We start from the raw sequence: 18,683 nt of genomic DNA on the forward strand, positions 1-18,683 counted from the left end.
AACAACAGAACATATTTCAGAGGTAAACATGGCTATTGAACGGACTTTTTCCATCATTAAACCCAACGCGGTGGCAAAAAACGTTATTGGCAGCATCTTTGCGCGCTTTGAAGCTGCAGGGTTCAAAATTGTTGGCACTAAAATGCTGCACCTGACCGTTGAGCAGGCGCGCGGCTTCTATGCTGAGCACGACGGCAAGCCGTTCTTTGACGGTCTGGTGGAGTTCATGACCTCTGGCCCTATCGTGGTATCCGTGCTGGAAAGTGAAAATGCGGTACAGCGTCACCGCGATCTGCTTGGCGCCACCAATCCGGCGAACGCGTTGGCGGGTACGCTGCGCGCCGACTACGCTGATAGCTTAACTGAAAACGGCACCCACGGTTCGGATTCGCTGGAATCCGCGCAGCGCGAAATCGCCTTTTTCTTCGGTGAAGGCGAAGTGTGCCCGCGCACCCGTTAATCTCCTTCGTCTTTCACGCTGTAAATGCGTTGGCGATAAATTATCGGTTCAAATATTATTTTTGCTAATGCCGCGTGCAGACGTGGCATCCTTACGCCAGAATTTGTACAATGCAGCGCCCCCGGACGAGCAGTAAGCTTACCGGGGCGTTTCTTTTTTCAACCCTCCAGAGGCCATAACGTGTAATAACGAGGCCGGAATAGCATATGTCTGAACAAATTGTCACACCTGAAAGCAGTACCCCGGTAGTTCCTAACAAAGAAACAAAAATCAACCTGCTGGATCTCAACCGTCAGCAGATGCGCGAGTTTTTTAAAAACTTAGGTGAAAAACCTTTCCGCGCCGATCAGGTGATGAAATGGATGTATCACTATTGCTGCGATAATTTTGATGAGATGACCGACATCAACAAAGTGTTGCGCGGCAAATTAAAAGAGGTCGCGGAAATTCGCGCGCCGGAGGTCGTTGAAGAGCAGCGTTCTTCAGACGGCACCATCAAGTGGGCGATTGCTGTCGGCGATCAGCGCGTTGAAACGGTCTATATCCCGGAAGACGACCGCGCTACGCTGTGTGTCTCTTCACAGGTAGGATGCGCGCTGGAGTGCAAGTTTTGTTCAACTGCGCAGCAGGGCTTTAACCGCAACCTGCGCGTATCGGAAATTATCGGTCAGGTCTGGCGTGCGGCGAAAATCGTCGGCGCGGCCAAAGTCACCGGCCAGCGTCCGATCACCAACGTGGTCATGATGGGGATGGGCGAGCCATTGCTTAACCTGACCAATGTCGTACCGGCGATGGAAATTATGCTCGATGACTTTGGTTTCGGCCTGTCCAAACGTCGTGTCACGCTCTCAACGTCCGGCGTGGTGCCTGCTCTGGATAAACTGGGCGATATGATAGATGTCGCGCTGGCTATCTCCTTACATGCGCCGAATGACACTATTCGCGACGAAATCGTCCCGATCAACAAAAAATACAATATCGAAACGTTCCTGGGCGCGGTTCGCCGCTATCTGGAGAAATCCAACGCCAATCAGGGGCGCGTGACGATTGAATACGTGATGCTTGACCACGTTAACGACGGCACTGAACACGCGCATCAACTGGCGGAGCTACTAAAAGAGACGCCTTGTAAGATTAATCTGATTCCGTGGAACCCGTTCCCTGGCGCGCCGTATGGCCGCAGCTCTAACAGCCGTATCGATCGCTTTTCTAAGGTTTTGATGAGTTATGGTTTCACGACCATCGTACGCAAGACGCGTGGCGATGACATTGATGCGGCATGCGGACAGTTGGCTGGCGATGTGATTGACCGTACCAAACGTACCCTGCGTAAGCGTATGCAGGGAGAGGTGATTGACATCAAGGCTATTTGATAGCAGTTGCGCCACGGGGCATTCATTATACCGTGGCGCAATGTCAGTTGAATAATGTCTGGCGTTGTACTTGTCTGGTCAATAATAACGGTGCGTTTTTGTCGACTTTAAGGCAGTATGTAATGGTGCAACAAGAGTTTAGCCTTGTGTCTTAGCGGTTTTGTCATCTGCGGCCTGACAGGCTTATACTGTCTGACTAAGGTTAACTAACCTGATGTTTCGCGGTGTGGGCGGGCATTACGGCTCGTCGGCGCCTGAATCCTAATTTACACGTACCTGTAGCTGTAGCGAATGAATACTGAAGCCACGCACGACCAAAATGAAGCACAAACCACCGGCGTTCGTCTGCGCAATGCCCGTGAACAACTCGGACTCAGCCAGCAGGCTGTCGCTGAGCGACTTTGCCTGAAGGTTTCTACGGTACGCGATATTGAAGAAGATAAGGCGCCGTCCGATCTTGCTTCAACCTTCCTGCGCGGATATATCCGCTCATATGCGCGTCTGGTGCATGTTCCAGAAGAGGAACTGCTGCCGGGGCTGGAAAAACAAGCTCCGCTGCGCGCCGCTAAAGTCGCCCCGATGCAGAGTTTCTCATTAGGAAAGCGTCGTAAAAAACGCGACGGCTGGTTAATGTCTTTTACCTGGCTGGTACTGTTTGTGGTCGTAGGGCTGACCGGCGCCTGGTGGTGGCAGAACCACAAGGCGCAGCAGGAAGAGATCACGACGATGGCCGATCAAAGCACGGCTGAACTGAACGCAGATAAAGACAGCGGCCAAAGCGTACCGCTGGACACCGGTGCCGCGACAAGCCAGGATACGACGCCAGCGCAAACGGCTCCGGCTCCTGCGACGCCGGTTGATTCGACGGCGGCGACGCAAACGCCAGCGCCAACGGCGGCGGCGACGCAAAATACGGTAGTCGCGCCTTCGCAGGCGAATGTCGATACGGCTGCGACATCTGCCGCGCCAGCGGCAACGGAGACGCCGTCCGCGCTGCCGACCAGTCAGGCTGGCGTAGCGGCGCCTGCTGCCGATCCGAACGCGCTGGTGATGAATTTTACCGCTGACTGCTGGCTCGAAGTCACTGACGCCACGGGTAAGAAGCTGTTTAGCGGTATGCAGCGTAAAGATGGTAATTTAAACCTAACCGGTCAGGCGCCTTATAAACTTAAAATTGGCGCGCCGGCCGCGGTGCAGATCCAGTATCAAGGAAAACCTGTCGATCTGAGCCGCTTTATCAGAACTAATCAGGTTGCGCGTCTGACCCTTAATGCCGAACCGACACCGGCGCAGTAACAGACGGGTAACGCGGGAGGTTTTTCATGCATAACCAGGCTCCGATTCAACGTAGAAAATCGACACGTATTTACGTTGGGAATGTGCCGATTGGCGATGGTGCCCCTATCGCCGTCCAGTCGATGACTAACACGCGTACCACTGACGTGGAAGCGACGGTTAATCAGATCAAAGCGCTGGAGCGCGTTGGCGCAGATATTGTTCGTGTTTCTGTACCGACAATGGACGCCGCCGAAGCGTTCAAGCTTATCAAACAGCAGGTTAACGTCCCGCTGGTTGCCGATATTCACTTCGACTACCGCATTGCGCTGAAAGTAGCGGAATACGGCGTTGACTGCTTGCGTATCAACCCCGGCAATATCGGTAACGAAGAACGTATTCGTATGGTGGTGGACTGCGCGCGCGACAAAAACATCCCTATTCGTATCGGCGTAAACGCCGGATCGCTGGAAAAAGATCTGCAGGAAAAATACGGTGAGCCGACGCCGCAGGCGTTGCTGGAATCAGCCATGCGCCATGTCGATCATCTCGATCGTCTCAACTTTGATCAGTTCAAAGTGAGCGTAAAAGCGTCCGATGTATTCCTTGCCGTTGAGTCTTATCGTTTGTTGGCTAAACAGATCGATCAGCCGCTGCATCTGGGGATCACCGAAGCGGGCGGCGCGCGTAGCGGGGCGGTCAAGTCGGCGATCGGTTTAGGTCTGCTGTTATCGGAAGGTATCGGCGACACGCTGCGCGTATCGTTGGCGGCCGACCCGGTGGAAGAGATCAAAGTCGGTTTCGATATTCTGAAGTCGCTGCGCATTCGCGCGCGCGGCATCAATTTCATCGCCTGCCCGACCTGTTCTCGCCAGGAGTTCGACGTTATCGGCACGGTGAACGCGCTGGAGCAGCGTCTGGAAGATATCATCACCCCGATGGACGTCTCGATCATCGGTTGCGTAGTGAACGGGCCGGGCGAAGCGCTGGTATCGACGCTGGGCGTGACGGGCGGCAATAAGAAAAGCGGCCTGTATGAAGACGGCGTGCGTAAGGACAGACTCGATAACGACGATATGATCGCGCAGCTTGAATCCCGTATTCGCGCGAAAGCAAGTCAACTTGATGAAGCGCGTCGGATTGACGTGCTGCAGGTTGAAAAATAAGAACGTGATGGGAAGCGGCGCGCTTCCCGTGTATGATTGAACCCGCATGGCTCCCGGTTCGTTCGGGGAAGCGCTGAGGGTTCATTTTTATATTCAGAAAGAGAATAAACGTGGCAAAAAACATTCAAGCCATTCGCGGCATGAACGATTATCTGCCTGGCGAAACCGCCATCTGGCAGCGCATTGAAGGCACACTCAAAAACGTGCTCGGCAGCTACGGTTACAGTGAAATCCGCTTGCCGATTGTAGAGCAGACCCCGTTATTCAAACGTGCGATCGGTGAAGTTACTGACGTAGTTGAAAAAGAGATGTACACCTTTGAGGATCGCAACGGCGATAGCCTGACATTGCGCCCTGAAGGTACGGCGGGCTGTGTACGCGCCGGCATCGAACATGGTCTCCTGTACAATCAGGAACAGCGTTTGTGGTATATCGGGCCGATGTTCCGTCATGAGCGTCCGCAAAAAGGCCGCTACCGTCAGTTCCATCAGCTAGGCGCCGAAGTCTTCGGCTTACAAGGCCCGGATATTGACGCGGAGCTGATTATGCTGACCGCACGCTGGTGGCGCGCGCTGGGCATCGCTGAACACGTTAGCCTGGAGCTGAACTCTATTGGTTCGTTAGAGGCGCGTGCGAACTATCGCGATGCGCTGGTCGCGTTCCTCGAACAGCATCAAGAGACGCTGGACGAAGACTGCAAACGCCGTATGTATACCAATCCGCTGCGCGTGCTGGATTCAAAAAATCCGGACGTGCAGGCGCTGCTCAACGACGCGCCCGCTCTCGGCGACTATCTCGATGACGATTCACGCGAGCACTTTGCCGGCCTGTGTAAATTGCTGGACGCGGCGGGAATTGCCTACACCGTCAACCAGCGTCTGGTACGCGGTCTGGATTACTACAACCGCACCGTATTTGAATGGGTAACAAACAGTCTGGGGTCACAAGGCACCGTCTGTGCGGGTGGTCGTTATGACGGTCTGGTGGAACAACTGGGCGGTCGCGCTACCCCGGCAGTGGGCTTTGCGATGGGCCTGGAACGACTTGTTTTGTTAGTTCAGGCAGTTAATCCGGAATTTATTGCCTCTCCTGTTGTCGATATATACCTGGTGGCTGCCGGCGCACAAACGCAGTCTGCGGCAATGACGCTGGCGGAGCGGCTGCGCGATGAAATGCCAGGCGTGAAGCTAATGACAAACCACGGCGGCGGCAACTTTAAGAAACAGTTTGCCCGCGCCGATAAGTGGGGCGCCCGTATTGCACTGGTTCTTGGCGAATCTGAAGTCGCCGATGGGACTGTTGTAGTGAAGGATTTGCGCTCCGGTGAGCAAACGGCAGTGGCGCAGGACAGCGTCGCCGCGCATTTGCGCACTTTATTGGGCTAAGGAGAAGGACAGCGTGGAAATTTACGAGAACGAACACGACCAGGTGGATGCGATTAAACGCTTCTTTGCCGAAAACGGCAAAGCGCTGGCTGTCGGAGTGATTTTAGGGGTTGGCGCGCTGGTTGGCTGGCGTTACTGGAGCAGCCATCAGACGGAGTCCGCGCGTGCTGCTTCTCTGGCGTATCAAAATGCGGTGACGGCGGTAAGCGCCGATAAGCCGGATAGCATTCCCGCCGCTGAAAAATTCGCGGCTGAGAATAAAAACACCTATGGTGCGCTGGCGTCTATGGAACTGGCGCAGCAGTTTGTGGATAAGAATGAACTTAAAAAAGCCGAAGCCCAGTTGCAGCAGGGGTTGGCGGCCACCAGCGATGAAAATCTCAAAGCGGTGATTAATCTGCGTCTCGCTCGCGTTCAGTTGCAGCTTAAGCAAGCCGACGCCGCGCTGAAAACTCTGGATGCCGTTAAAGGCGAAGGATGGACAGCCATTGTCGCTGATTTGCGCGGCGAAGCGTTGCTGAGTAAGGGTGATAAAAAAGGCGCGCGCAGCGCATGGGAAGCGGGCGTCAATAGCGATGCTTCTCCGGCGTTGAGCGAAATGATGCAGATGAAAATCAATAATTTGTCCATCTGAGAGGGACCCGATGCAATTGCGTAAATTACTTCTGCCAGGGTTGCTTTCCGTTACCCTGCTCAGCGGCTGTTCACTGTTTAGCGGCGAAGAAGATGTCGTCAAGATGTCTCCATTACCGCAGGTTGAAAACCAGTTTACCCCGACCACTGTCTGGAGCACCTCTGTCGGTAACGGAATTGGCGAATTTTATTCTAACCTTCATCCGGTAATGGTAGATAACGTGGTCTATGCAGCCGATCGCGCGGGCGTGGTAAAAGCGCTCAATGCGGATGATGGCAAAGAGATCTGGTCTGTGAATCTGGGCGAGAAAGACGGCTGGTTCTCTCGTTCGTCCGCGTTGTTGTCCGGCGGCGTCACTGTCGCGGGCGGTCACGTCTATATCGGCAGTGAAAAGGCCGAGGTTTATGCGCTGAATACCAGCGACGGTACCACAGCATGGCAGACGAAGGTCGCAGGCGAAGCGTTGTCTCGTCCGGTTGTCAGTGATGGAATCGTTCTTATCCATACCAGCAACGGTCAGTTGCAGGCGCTAAATCAGGCGGATGGCGCCATTAAATGGACGGTGAACCTGGATATGCCTTCGCTGTCGCTGCGCGGCGAATCTGCGCCGGCAACCGCGTTCGGCGCGGCTATCGTTGGTGGTGATAATGGCCGCGTCAGCGCCGTGCTGATGCAACAAGGGCAGATGATTTGGCAGCAGCGTATCTCCCAGGCCACTGGCCCAACGGAAATTGACCGTCTGAGCGACGTCGATACCACGCCGGTTGTGGTAAACGGCGTCGTTTACGCGTTGGCGTATAATGGTAACTTAACGGCGCTGGATCTGCGCAGTGGTCAGATTATGTGGAAACGCGAGCTGGGTTCGGTCAATGACTTTATCGTCGACGGAGACCGTATCTACCTGGTCGATCAGAACGATCGCGTGCTGGCGCTGACCACTGACGGCGGCGTAACGCTGTGGACGCAAAGCGATTTGCTGCACCGTTTGCTGACCTCCCCGGTGCTGTATAATGGTGATTTAGTCGTCGGCGATAGCGAAGGTTATCTGCACTGGATTAATGTCGATGACGGGCGTTTTGTGGCCCAACAAAAAGTAGACAGTTCCGGTTTTCTGACCGAACCGACGGTGGCGGATGGTAAACTGCTCATCCAGGCCAAAGACGGTACGGTCTACGCGATTACGCGTTAATCGTCACGGTTGTGTGTTTTAAAAAACGGCTCCTGGTGTAGGGGCCGTTTTCCTGTTTTTAACAACGGCGTAAAAATGACGCGCGTTGTCTGATGATTTTTTAAATGAGGCTTTAAACATGGTACCTGTGGTCGCGCTTGTCGGGCGCCCTAACGTCGGAAAATCCACGCTATTTAACCGTCTGACCCGCACCCGAGATGCGCTGGTTGCGGATTTCCCGGGTCTGACTCGTGACCGTAAGTACGGTCGTGCGGAGGTTGAAGGCCGCGAGTTTATCTGTATCGACACCGGCGGTATTGACGGCACCGAAGACGGCGTCGAAACGCGGATGGCGGAACAGTCGCTGCTGGCGATTGAAGAAGCGGATGTGGTGTTATTCATGGTAGATGCGCGCGCTGGTCTGATGCCGGCGGATGAAGCGATTGCCAAACATCTGCGCTCCCGTGAAAAACCGACCTTCCTGGTGGCGAATAAAACGGATGGTCTCGATCCCGATCAGGCGGTTGTCGATTTTTACTCGCTGGGATTAGGCGAAATTTACCCTATCGCCGCCTCACATGGTCGCGGCGTATTGAGCCTGCTGGAACATGTGCTTCTGCCGTGGATGGATGATGTCGCGCCGCAGGAAGAGGTGGATGAAGACGCGGAATACTGGGCGCAGTTCGAGGCGGAACAAAATGGTGAAGAAGCGCCGGAAGATGATTTTGACCCGCAAAGCCTGCCGATAAAGCTGGCGATTGTCGGTCGCCCGAACGTAGGTAAGTCCACACTCACTAACCGTATTCTCGGTGAAGAGCGCGTGGTGGTATACGACATGCCGGGCACCACTCGCGACAGCATTTATATCCCGATGGAACGCGACGAACGGGAATATGTGCTGATTGACACGGCGGGGGTGCGTAAGCGCGGAAAAATCACCGATGCGGTAGAAAAGTTCTCGGTGATTAAAACGTTGCAGGCGATTGAAGACGCTAACGTCGTACTGTTGGTTATCGATGCGCGCGAGGGGATCTCCGACCAGGATTTGTCTCTGCTGGGCTTTATCCTCAATAGTGGGCGCTCACTCGTTATCGTAGTCAACAAATGGGATGGCCTGAGCCAGGAAGTCAAAGAGCAGGTGAAAGAGACGCTGGATTTCCGTCTGGGCTTTATTGATTTTGCCCGCGTCCATTTTATCTCTGCGCTACACGGCAGCGGCGTCGGCAACCTGTTTGAGTCCGTACGCGAGGCTTACGACAGTTCCACTCGCCGGGTGAGCACTGCGATGCTGACCCGTATCATGACGATGGCGGTGGAAGATCATCAGCCGCCGCTGGTGCGTGGTCGCCGTGTAAAACTGAAATATGCCCACGCTGGCGGCTATAACCCGCCGATTGTGGTGATTCACGGCAACCAGGTAAAAGATCTGCCAGACTCCTATAAGCGCTATCTGATGAACTACTTCCGCAAGTCGTTGGAAGTGATGGGGACGCCGATTCGCATTCAGTTTAAAGAAGGGGAGAACCCGTATGCGAACAAGCGTAACACACTGACGCCAACGCAAATGCGCAAACGTAAGCGTCTGATGAAACATATCAAGAAAAGCAAGTAATGCTTTTTCAGTAATATTCCAGGCCTGACAAGCGCTGCGCTATCAGGCCTTTCAAGTAAAAGTAAGTCACGCGCCTGAGGAGAATGTTATGGAAATAACCTGCCCCGTTTGCCATCACGCGCTGGAGCGCAATGGCGATACAGCGCATTGCGAGACATGCGCTAAAGATTTCTCGTTACAGGCACTTTGTCCTGACTGCCGCCAGCCGTTACAGGTTTTGAAAGCCTGCGGCGCAGTGGACTATTTTTGCCAGAACGGTCATGGTTTAATTTCAAAAAAACGGGTTAATTTCGTCATTTCCGATCAATAAAACCGCTGTCGACGTTGCGCCGCAGAGCAGAGGCGCCGACGTCTTATCCGGCTAAGGGCAAAAGCGTTATTCGATACTCCCGTAATATCAGCATAGTATCCTGCCCGGCGGTTATTTTATTCTTTTTATTGATTCAACTATTTATAGGGAATATTATTCCCGAAAATTAATATTAGAAATAAATAACAGCTTTCTTTTTATTTATTATATCAATATTATAAATCTGTTTCATATTAAACTTTTCTTTTTAGGAATATATTTAGGCCTGTTAGTTATGATTCCATCTGAATCATCCATATAATATCTTTTCATAGAGGCGTTTTTATTTAACGACAGGGATATCATATGGTGCGAAGGATTCGCATTCTGGTTTTGCTATTAGTGTCTGGAGTCTCAGTTGCGGCTTCTGGCGCAGATAACTCTGCATCTGCAAATGATGAAAGCCACTCCTCCCTGCCTGATTTAGCCAGCGAATCCGCGAAAAAAGAAGAACAGGAAAATAAAGGAAAGTCCTTTAAAGAACAGGGCGCTGACTACTTTATTAATTCCGCCACCCAGGGCTTTGATAATCTCACCCCGGAAGCGCTGGAATCCCAGGCGCGTAGCTATTTGCAAAACCAAATCACTTCCTCAGCACAGTCATATCTTGAAGGTGTAATGTCACCTTATGGCAAGATCCGTACCAGCCTGTCCGTGGGCGAAGGCGGCGATCTGGACGGCAGTTCGCTGGATTATTTTATTCCCTGGTATGACAACCAGAGCACGCTTTTCTTTAGCCAGATTTCGGCTCAGCGTAAGGAAGACCGCACCATTGGTAACTTTGGGCTTGGCGTTCGCCAGAACGTCGGCAACTGGCTGCTTGGCGGCAACGCATTCTATGACTACGATTTTACGCGCGGTCACCGTCGATTAGGTCTGGGAACTGAAGCCTGGACGGATTACCTGAAATTCTCCGGCAACTATTACCATCCTCTTTCTGACTGGAAAGACTCCGAAGATTTCGACTTTTATGAAGAACGACCCGCGCGCGGCTGGGATATCCGCATGGAAAGCTGGCTGCCGTTTTATCCGCAGCTTGGCGCTAAATTAGTTTACGAACAGTACTACGGCGATGAAGTAGCGCTGTTTGGCACCGATAATCTGCAAAAAGATCCTCATGCCGTCACTTTGGGGCTGGAATATACGCCGGTACCGCTGGTCACGGTTGGTACGGATTACAAAGCCGGTACTGGCGATAGTAACGACTTTAGCGTTAACGCGACCGTGAACTACCAGATAGGCACGCCGCTGGCGGCGCAGCTCGATCCGGAAAACGTTAAAATTCAGCACTCCTTAATGGGCAGCCGCACCGATTTTGTCGATCGTAACAATTTCATCATTCTCGAATATCGTGAGAAAGATCCGCTGGACGTCACGTTGTGGCTGAAGGCTGACGCCACCAATGAACACCCGGAATGCGTGATTGAAGATACGCCTGAGGCCGCTGTTGGTCTGGAAAAGTGCAAATGGACTGTCAACGCGCTGATTAACCACCATTACAAAATTATTTCTGCCTCCTGGCAGGCGAAAAACAACGCCGCCCGTACGCTGGTGATGCCGGTGGTAAAAGCTAATGCGTTAACCGAAGGCAACAATAACAGCTGGAATCTGGTGCTTCCTGCCTGGGTTAATGCCGATACCGAAGAGCAGCGCACCGCCCTGAACACCTGGAAAGTACGCATGACGCTGGAAGATGAAAAGGGCAATAAGCAGAACTCCGGCGTGGTGGAAATCACCGTCCAGCAGGATCGCAAAATTGAGCTGATCGTCGACAACATTGCCGATACCGATCGCAGCGATCACAGCCATGAAGCCAGCGCGCTGGCCGATGGCGAAGACGGCGTGGTGATGGATCTGCTGATCACCGATTCCTTTGGCGACTCCACGGATCGCAATGGTAACGAACTGGTGGACGATGCCATGACGCCCGTGTTGTACGACAGCAATGATAAAAAAGTCACCCTGGCCCAGACGCCCTGCACCACGGAAACCCCCTGCGTGTTTATTGCCAGTCGTGACAAAGAAGCGGGGACGGTGACGCTTTCCAGCACCCTGCCGGGGACTTTCCGCTGGAAGGCGAAAGCAGACGCCTATGGCGACAGTAACTACGTTGATGTCACTTTTATCGGCGACAACCTGAGCGCGCTGAATGCGGTGATTTATCAGGTCAAAGCCGCCAACCCTGTCAACCTTATCGGCAAAGAAGATAAGCACCCTACGGTCAATAATGCTTACCGTTTCCTGCTGTGGCGCGACAAAAATAAAGACGGCGTATTCCAGATGTCCGAGCAGCTCACGGAAGAAGAGATGGCGCTGTACGACTACCAGTGGGAGTTTACCGGGCAGAGTACAAACGGACATACCGGCGCGCTGGCCAACACCATGAATGAAGATCTTGTCCTGCCAGTAACCAATAAAGAGGCGGCGCAGAAGTTTGCCGCCAATGTGGAAGATGGCGTTCAGGGTTACGGCATACGCGTTACGTATAGTCAGAAATAGCGTCAGCGTTGTGGCTGACCAGCCAGCCGCTGAATTTTGAGAAAAAGGAGAGTCTGAATGCAAGCAACAGTAAAACGGCGGCTGACGAAGGTCGCTTTAGCATTAGTAGTTGCCGGGTATTGCGCCGCGCCAGCGGTGGCGGCAAACGGTAATCTGAAATCGGGGCAGTGGCAGATTGTCTCTGAACAGACGGGCACCATTCAGGGTACGGTGCCGTGGATTACCCGTGCGGCGGATAAAACTGCGGATACCGACAAAGATCACGTAACGGTAACTATCGATCGCGGCGATCGTAAAATTGTGACCGAAGGCGATAAGCAGTTCCACGTTGGCGATAAGGTCACGGTGAACTGGGCGATTGGCGATACGGAAGGCGACCTGGACACCGACAACACGGCAACTAAAGCCACCGTGAAATGGGTGAGCTTTAGCGATCAGAATGGCAGCGACCCCAAAGATCTTGGTACTGGTGACAGTTATGAAATCCAGGCCGCTGATGCGGATCGTTATATCGGTATCAAAATCACGCCAACCACTACCACCGGTGACCCTGCCGTGGCAACCGAACTGCTGTTGAAAGACCTGTCGACCGATGCGGGCGGTGGTTCGGATGATGACGAAATTCCGGAAGGTCCGGTGGTGGATGAAAACGTCCATGTGGTTATTCATGAGAAAGATTCGAATACCAACCTGTTGAAGAATTCAGGGACGACACTCAAAACGAATACCACCTATCAGGTATTGCTGTGGAGCGATAAGAACGGCAACGGTACCTATGATGCCGGTGAAAACGTTACCGACCAGTATGACTACCGCTGGAAATTCGTCGGCACCAGTAAAATTGCAGGTACCGGTACCGGCGGTATCGTCAACGAAAGCTGGAACGATAAAGACCTTGTCATCCCTGTCACCAACGCCGAAGCGAAAACGGCGTTCGAGGGAGCAGACGGCGGCGTTACCGTGGGTAGCGACGGTGTCCAGGGCTTTGGTCTGTCCATCGACTACAAACGCAAATAAGTTGTCCTCAACATACCACTCCCCGCGGGGAGTGGTATTTTCCGCGCACTTTGCTTAGCCGCGCGCTAAGCAAAGTGGGTTGAATTACGACAGAGAATGAAAACGGGTGGCTATCGCTCATGGACAGGAATCGGCAAGTGAATAAAGTTGTACATTTCTTACTGACATTACTGATCATGTTTGCAGTGTCGATCGCACCTGCGCAGGCGCTATTGAAGGGCGGAACCTGGCAAGAGCTGAACTCAGTCACCGGTGCGGTTAACGGCACCGCGCCGCTGGCCGACGGCGCTATTATCCCCCTTTACCAGGGAAGTACGCTGCTTGACCCGAGCAAAACCCACGATATTGAATTCAGCGCCATGCCGCGCGATTTTAGCGCGGATGCTACCTCAACCTCGATGCGGGCGGTCAATTCCACCGATACCGAAGGCGATCTCTTTAGCGATCCGCCCACCATCGCCTGGGAAAACCGCCAGCCGCCCGCCATGGGCCTGGTATGGGCCGATGCCGCCACGCCCGACACGCCGCTCTCGCCGCAGCCGGTTCCGAACCTGACCTTTTGCGCCCAAAACCTCGCCGGGCGACAGCTGGTGGCCTGGGCGCAGGTGGAAGATGAAACCAACGTTCCCGCGCTGTGGCTCTTTACGCGTACCGGGGTGCCGAATTATGCGACCATTCCGCTGTTAAGCCCGAAAGTGGCGCTCAACATTAAACCGGCCACCGACACGCCGGTTACAGTCAGCGGCGATCACGTTGATTCGGCCTTTGAGGCATCAAAAGTGAAGGTGGGGGAAAGCATCACCCTCACCATCTCCACCAAAGCGTGCGACGGCACGCCCGAAGGCAACGCGCCGTTTGTCATCCGCCGTAAAGATGCGGAAAACCGCCAGGGTGTGGTCAATAACGCCAACCCGGTTCGCGTTGGCGATACCGAGCTCACGACCACCCAAACGGAATATCGCGGCGTCACTGACGCCAACGGCAACGCCACGGTGGTGGTCACCCAGAAGGAAGGCCCCGGCGTCAAAACGCCGCTGGTTGTCAGCTCGGTCAACTTTCCGGCGCTTACGGCTGAAACCGCCGTCATTTTCACCACCATCACCAGCCCGGACAGCGATAAGGCCAGTATGTACGGCCACATGATAGAGAGCGCTACCGCGACGCTGAACGGTATAACCTACACCTTCACCCGCCCGAAGCTGGCGGCGGAAGCGAGCGGCGCTGACAAAAGCGTCGTCGATACCAACGAAACCTGGGCGCTGTTTACCTGGAGCGGCGCGGATAACCACTGTGACATTCTGCCGGACGCCGAACAGCTGGTGCAGATGCGACATGAGCACAGCACGCTGGAAACCTGGACCGGCTGGCCGGTGGCGGGCGATGCTGAATATTGGTCATCGACCAAAAACCAACTGAGCGGCTACCACGCTGCCGTACATATGAACAGCGCATCGGTCGTCAGGGCCGCCGACAGCGACACGCTGCTGGTCAGTTGTGTGGATAAAGCCCAGCCTGCGGCGCACCCGCAGATTACTCTCTCCCCACAAGGACCGTATAAAGCGCAGGTGGGGGAGTCGATTGATCTGACGATGACCGTAGTTGACCGGGACACGCAAAAACCGCTGCCTTACCGCTACATGGAGCTGTTTATCGACCCGGCGAAAAACCGCAAAGGGGAACATCAGGACGCATGGGATAACCTGCGGGTCACCGCTGATTCCGAAGGTATGAGCGCCTCGTCGCCGGAGCACTATACCGGCGTGACTGACGTCAACGGCCAGGCGCACCTGACGTTAAAACATAACAGCGGCCTGGGCGTCGAAACGCCCATCCGCATCGTGATGCCGGACGACGAAGGCGGCAACGTCGAGCTGTCCTTTAGCGTAATTTTCACCGTGGTCACCAGCCCGGACGTGGACGGCGCCAACATGTGGGGCCATATGCGCGGCGTGGTGGACGCGGGCAACCTGTACAAACGTCCGCTGCTGGCGGTGGAGGCCAGCCATAAAGACGGCCAATTCAGCGAAAATAACGAAGAGTGGGCGACGTTTAACTCCGTGGCGTCGGCCACCGCGCAGTGCGGTGTCGGCCAGGTGCCGGATCAGTCGTCGCTGGCGCATTTGTACAGCGAACATGCGGGCGGACAGATGGAAAGCGAGCACGGCTGGCCGACTGAAGATTATTTCATCGCCGCCGACAGCGACGCCTCCGGGACGGTACACGTCAACCTCGAAAACGGCGATAGCGGCAAATTTACCGATACGCCCAACTACCTGACCTGCTCGGCCAATGAAATGGTGGCGGTGCTGGACGTCTACTTCAACGACGACCCGGTGATCAAAAACGCCGACGCCAAAGTGGGTGAACAGGTTAAGATGAACATCCATTCGCGCAACGCCCTTAACGGCATGGCGATCGGCAATACCGACTTCACCATCACCATGGCGAACGGCAGGCGGCGTGACGGGCTGACGACCGGCTTTACCGATACCAGCAACGGCGAGATGCAGTTTGACGACGTGGGCTACGTTGCCGGGCAGGTTTATCACGGGATCACCGACGCTAACGGCGATGCGACCATTATCCTCACCCAGAAAAAGGGCGTGGGGCTGCTGACGCCGTTAAATATTGCGCCCGTCGATTCATTAATCAGCACGCCGGTTTCCCGCAGCGTGAAGTTTACCGTCGCCACCAGCCCGGATACGCCAGCGGCCAAAATGTGGGGCCATATGGCCGACACGATTACCGTGGGCGACTGGACTTTTGAGCGGCCCAAACTGGCGGGTGAAGTGAGCAACCCGCTGCGTACCCAGGACGAGAGCAATGAGACCTGGGCGCGCGTGGCCCATAGCGACGCGGTGGGCAACCCGGATGCGGGCGGCTGCGCGGCGAACCGCCTGCCGCGCATCGACCAGCTTGAGGCGCTGTATAACGCCAACAGCGGCGGCAAGATTCACAGCATTCAGGGCTGGCCGACCTATCTTAACTACTGGTCGTCCACCTACCAGAGCGCCACCACCTGGAAACTGATCGCGCTGACGAACGGCAGTGAATTTGCCAACAGCAACGTCTCGATTTACGCCAGCTGCCTGGCCAGCGATAACCCGGTGGCGGCGTCCATCACCATTGAACCGGTCAATCCGTCGCAGTGGTACGACGGCAGCGACGTCCACGCGGTCAAAGTGAAAAAGGGCGAGACGATGCAGCTCAAGGTGACGGTGAAGGACGCCAGCGGCAACCCGATCCCGGAAGCGCCGTTTGTGCTCACCCGCGGCGACGGTTACGATCGCCGGGGCGAAAAGTATACCGCTCAGGACGGTGACGATCTGCAAGGCATCGTGACGCCCGTGGTGATCGACGGCGAATCGCTGGCATGGACCACCACCAAAATGGGGTCGCAGACCGGCACTGACGGCACCCGTATCATCAGCGTCACCCGCCCGGACACCCACGGCACCCGCACCGCGATTAACGCGACGCTGTATGAAAATGCCGCCGTGAGTGCCAGCATCGACACTATCTTTACCGTCGTCACCAGCCCGGATGTCAGCGTTGCCCGCATGTGGGGGCATATGGCGCCATCGCTGACGGCGGCGGATGGCGCGGTGTACCAGCGCCCGCTGCTGTACGCTGAGCTGTCCAGTACGGACAATACTGCGTCTAAGCAAGAAACCAACGAAGCCTGGGCGGTTTTTCATGGGCCAGCCAGTGAAGGGGCCAATCCGGCCCGTTGCGCGGCGGGCTATTACCCTGCCGTTGAGGCGCTGGATTCGCTCTACAGCAAATACCCGAGCCGAACGATAAATACCGCCCAGGGCTGGCCGGTCTACTATTCTTACTGGAGCGGATCGAACTCGACGTCATTTTCCAGCGGGGCAAAACTTGACTTCTATTACGCAGTCGATCTGGCTGATGGTTCGCGTCGGTCAGAAAACAGCGCGACCAGCACTGCCTGGCAGTATCAAATTTGCGCCACGACGCCGCTGCCGCAGGCCACGCAGATTACCCTCACCTCCCCGCAGGCGATGGATGACGCTATTCAGGCGGTGAAGGCGAAAAACAGCGAGTCGATCCCGCTACTCATCACCACTACCGATGCGATGGGCAACCCGGTGCCTTATGCGACTTTTTCGCTTAAACGCGACGCCGGGAAGGCGCGCAACACCGACTATAATAAATTTGTAGCCACTAACGGCACCAACATGACGGTGACGCCGCTCACCGGTGCGCAGCAACAGTTTTACTATGCCACATCGGTTCTGACCGGCGCCACCGGCGCGGACGGTACGCTGGCTCTGACGCTTGCCGAACCTGGCGGCGTAGGGTTGAAAAACGTGCTGACCGCGAATCTGAACGATACGCCGACGGCGACCTCATCGCTGCCGGTGGTGTTCACCGTCCTCACCAGCCCGGACAGCGACAAGGCCAACATGTACGGCCATATGCCGGAGACCTTCACCGCCAGCAACGGTGCGGAGTTTAAGCGCCCGCTGGTGGCAGGCGAGCCCTCATCGGAGGCGCACACGGATACCTATTTCGAAACCAATGAAAACTGGATCATGGTGAATAGTTTTAATACCGGCAATTACGGCGGGTGTCCGATGAACCAGATGGCTGCGATAGATGATTTCACTGCGCTGTACAACGATCACCCAAGCGGCAAGGTGGCGACCGATATTGGATTGCCCGTCGGGAAGCGGTGGTGGGCGGGGGATAGCCTGCTGAAAGGCTCAACCCTTTACTGGCAGTATAAAGATCTCAAGACGGGGAAAAACTACAGCATGTCGGAAAACCCGGGTAACTACTACTTACAACTCTGCCTGACAACATCGCGCAGCGGGCTGAATATCGCGCTCTCTTCCGACGCATGGAACGCCGATAAATCGGCGGCCGTGGCGAAAAAAGGCGAAACGATACCGATGACGGTAACGGTGACTAACGACGCCGGGCAGCCGCAGGCCGGGGTGGCCGTACTGTTGACGCGTGATTACGCTTATTCGCGCGGTGCGGTGGATAAGCAATACATTGAACCAGGCGTGATTGGCGAGCCGGTTCCGTTTACAACTTCGCCGGCGAATATGATGCTGACGCCGGTTGCACCTGCGGGTACGGCAGTGGCGTTTAATAACCAGAATGGCCTCAGCACAAAATGGTCTGGCTTCACCGGCGATGACGGTAAGTTGCGGTTTACGTTAACTCAGGATAAATCGCTGGGGTTAAAAACGTCTGTCACGGCGGCGCTTGCGAATCAATTTGATGAGGCGGCGAGCGTAGATGCAATCTTTACGGTACAAACCAGCCCGGATACGCCGTATGCGTCATACTGGGGTCATATGCCGGATACCGTGCAGGTGAACGGCGTTACGCTGCGCCGCCCGTACCTGAAAGCCGAGCTCTCTGCCGCGCCCCGGGATACCTGGCCGTTTAATAATGAATTCTGGGGGACGAACTATTATTATCAGTCCGAACACGTGGAAACGTCGTTGACGCATCTTTGCGGATCGCAGGAAAATATAGCCTCGCTGGACGATCTGAAAGCGTTGCAGAGCGTTATCGGCACGTTGCAATGGCCGACGACATCATCCTGGGACTATGTGTCGCAAGATGAAGGTCAAAGCAATAAGTACTACTGTTCATTTAACGAAACGACCGGCCAGACAACCTGTACTCGTGAAAAAGCGACGACCTCGGGCTTAGGCTCGTGCCGGGTGCCGTAGTGAATGGGGAATGGGGCCGGGAGCGCGT

The 18,683-nt window shown here is 55.0% G+C and carries 12 protein-coding genes; all 12 read left to right on the top strand.

Features of this window, described 5'->3' with window-relative positions; genetic code table 11:
* Positions 1-28: 28 nt before the first annotated feature.
* The 12 genes from ndk (at position 29) to ratA (ending at position 18,655) form a co-directional block, all read left to right on the top strand.
* Positions 29-460: a nucleoside-diphosphate kinase gene (gene ndk, locus QEN31_RS06405; protein WP_000963846.1), complete on the top strand. Its 432-nt coding sequence runs from the start codon at positions 29-31 to the stop codon at positions 458-460.
* 206 nt (positions 461-666) lie between these two features.
* The gene (locus QEN31_RS06410) at positions 667-1,833 is read left to right on the top strand and encodes a bifunctional tRNA (adenosine(37)-C2)-methyltransferase TrmG/ribosomal RNA large subunit methyltransferase RlmN (protein WP_000003211.1); all 1,167 of its coding nucleotides are present in this window, start codon (positions 667-669) and stop codon (positions 1,831-1,833) included.
* A 291-nt stretch (positions 1,834-2,124) separates the two neighbouring features.
* Positions 2,125-3,129: a cytoskeleton protein RodZ gene (gene rodZ / locus QEN31_RS06415; RefSeq protein WP_001090890.1), complete on the top strand. Its 1,005-nt coding sequence runs from the start codon at positions 2,125-2,127 to the stop codon at positions 3,127-3,129.
* Positions 3,130-3,155: 26 nt separating this feature from the next.
* Positions 3,156-4,274: a flavodoxin-dependent (E)-4-hydroxy-3-methylbut-2-enyl-diphosphate synthase gene (ispG, locus tag QEN31_RS06420; protein WP_000551804.1), complete on the top strand. Its 1,119-nt coding sequence runs from the start codon at positions 3,156-3,158 to the stop codon at positions 4,272-4,274.
* A gap of 110 nt (positions 4,275-4,384) precedes the next feature.
* Entirely contained in the window at positions 4,385-5,659 is a 1,275-nt protein-coding gene (hisS, locus tag QEN31_RS06425) for a histidine--tRNA ligase (RefSeq protein WP_001107141.1), read from the top strand.
* 13 nt (positions 5,660-5,672) lie between these two features.
* Positions 5,673-6,293: a YfgM family protein gene (locus QEN31_RS06430; RefSeq protein WP_000409190.1), complete on the top strand. Its 621-nt coding sequence runs from the start codon at positions 5,673-5,675 to the stop codon at positions 6,291-6,293.
* 10 nt (positions 6,294-6,303) lie between these two features.
* Entirely contained in the window at positions 6,304-7,482 is a 1,179-nt protein-coding gene (bamB, locus tag QEN31_RS06435; RefSeq protein ID WP_001177074.1) for an outer membrane protein assembly factor BamB, read from the top strand.
* A 118-nt stretch (positions 7,483-7,600) separates the two neighbouring features.
* On the top strand, positions 7,601-9,073 hold the full coding sequence (der, locus tag QEN31_RS06440; RefSeq protein ID WP_000249411.1) for a ribosome biogenesis GTPase Der: 1,473 nt from the start codon (positions 7,601-7,603) through the stop codon (positions 9,071-9,073).
* Positions 9,074-9,161: 88 nt separating this feature from the next.
* Positions 9,162-9,383 (top strand): zinc ribbon domain-containing protein, encoded by a 222-nt coding sequence (locus QEN31_RS06445; RefSeq protein WP_000406466.1) that lies wholly within the window; start codon positions 9,162-9,164, stop codon positions 9,381-9,383.
* Between the two features lie 345 nt (positions 9,384-9,728).
* Positions 9,729-11,921: an intimin-like inverse autotransporter SinH gene (gene sinH, locus QEN31_RS06450; RefSeq protein ID WP_000252220.1), complete on the top strand. Its 2,193-nt coding sequence runs from the start codon at positions 9,729-9,731 to the stop codon at positions 11,919-11,921.
* A gap of 57 nt (positions 11,922-11,978) precedes the next feature.
* The gene (locus tag QEN31_RS06455) at positions 11,979-12,938 is read left to right on the top strand and encodes a SinI family autotransporter-associated protein (protein ID WP_001149066.1); all 960 of its coding nucleotides are present in this window, start codon (positions 11,979-11,981) and stop codon (positions 12,936-12,938) included.
* 119 nt (positions 12,939-13,057) lie between these two features.
* Entirely contained in the window at positions 13,058-18,655 is a 5,598-nt protein-coding gene (ratA, locus tag QEN31_RS06460; protein WP_074379262.1) for a DUF823/DUF824 repeat adhesin RatA, read from the top strand.
* Positions 18,656-18,683: the final 28 nt, after the last annotated feature.

It is taken from the genome of Salmonella sp. SA15303 (genome assembly GCF_029962125.1).
GTDB lineage: Bacteria > Pseudomonadota > Gammaproteobacteria > Enterobacterales > Enterobacteriaceae > Salmonella > Salmonella enterica.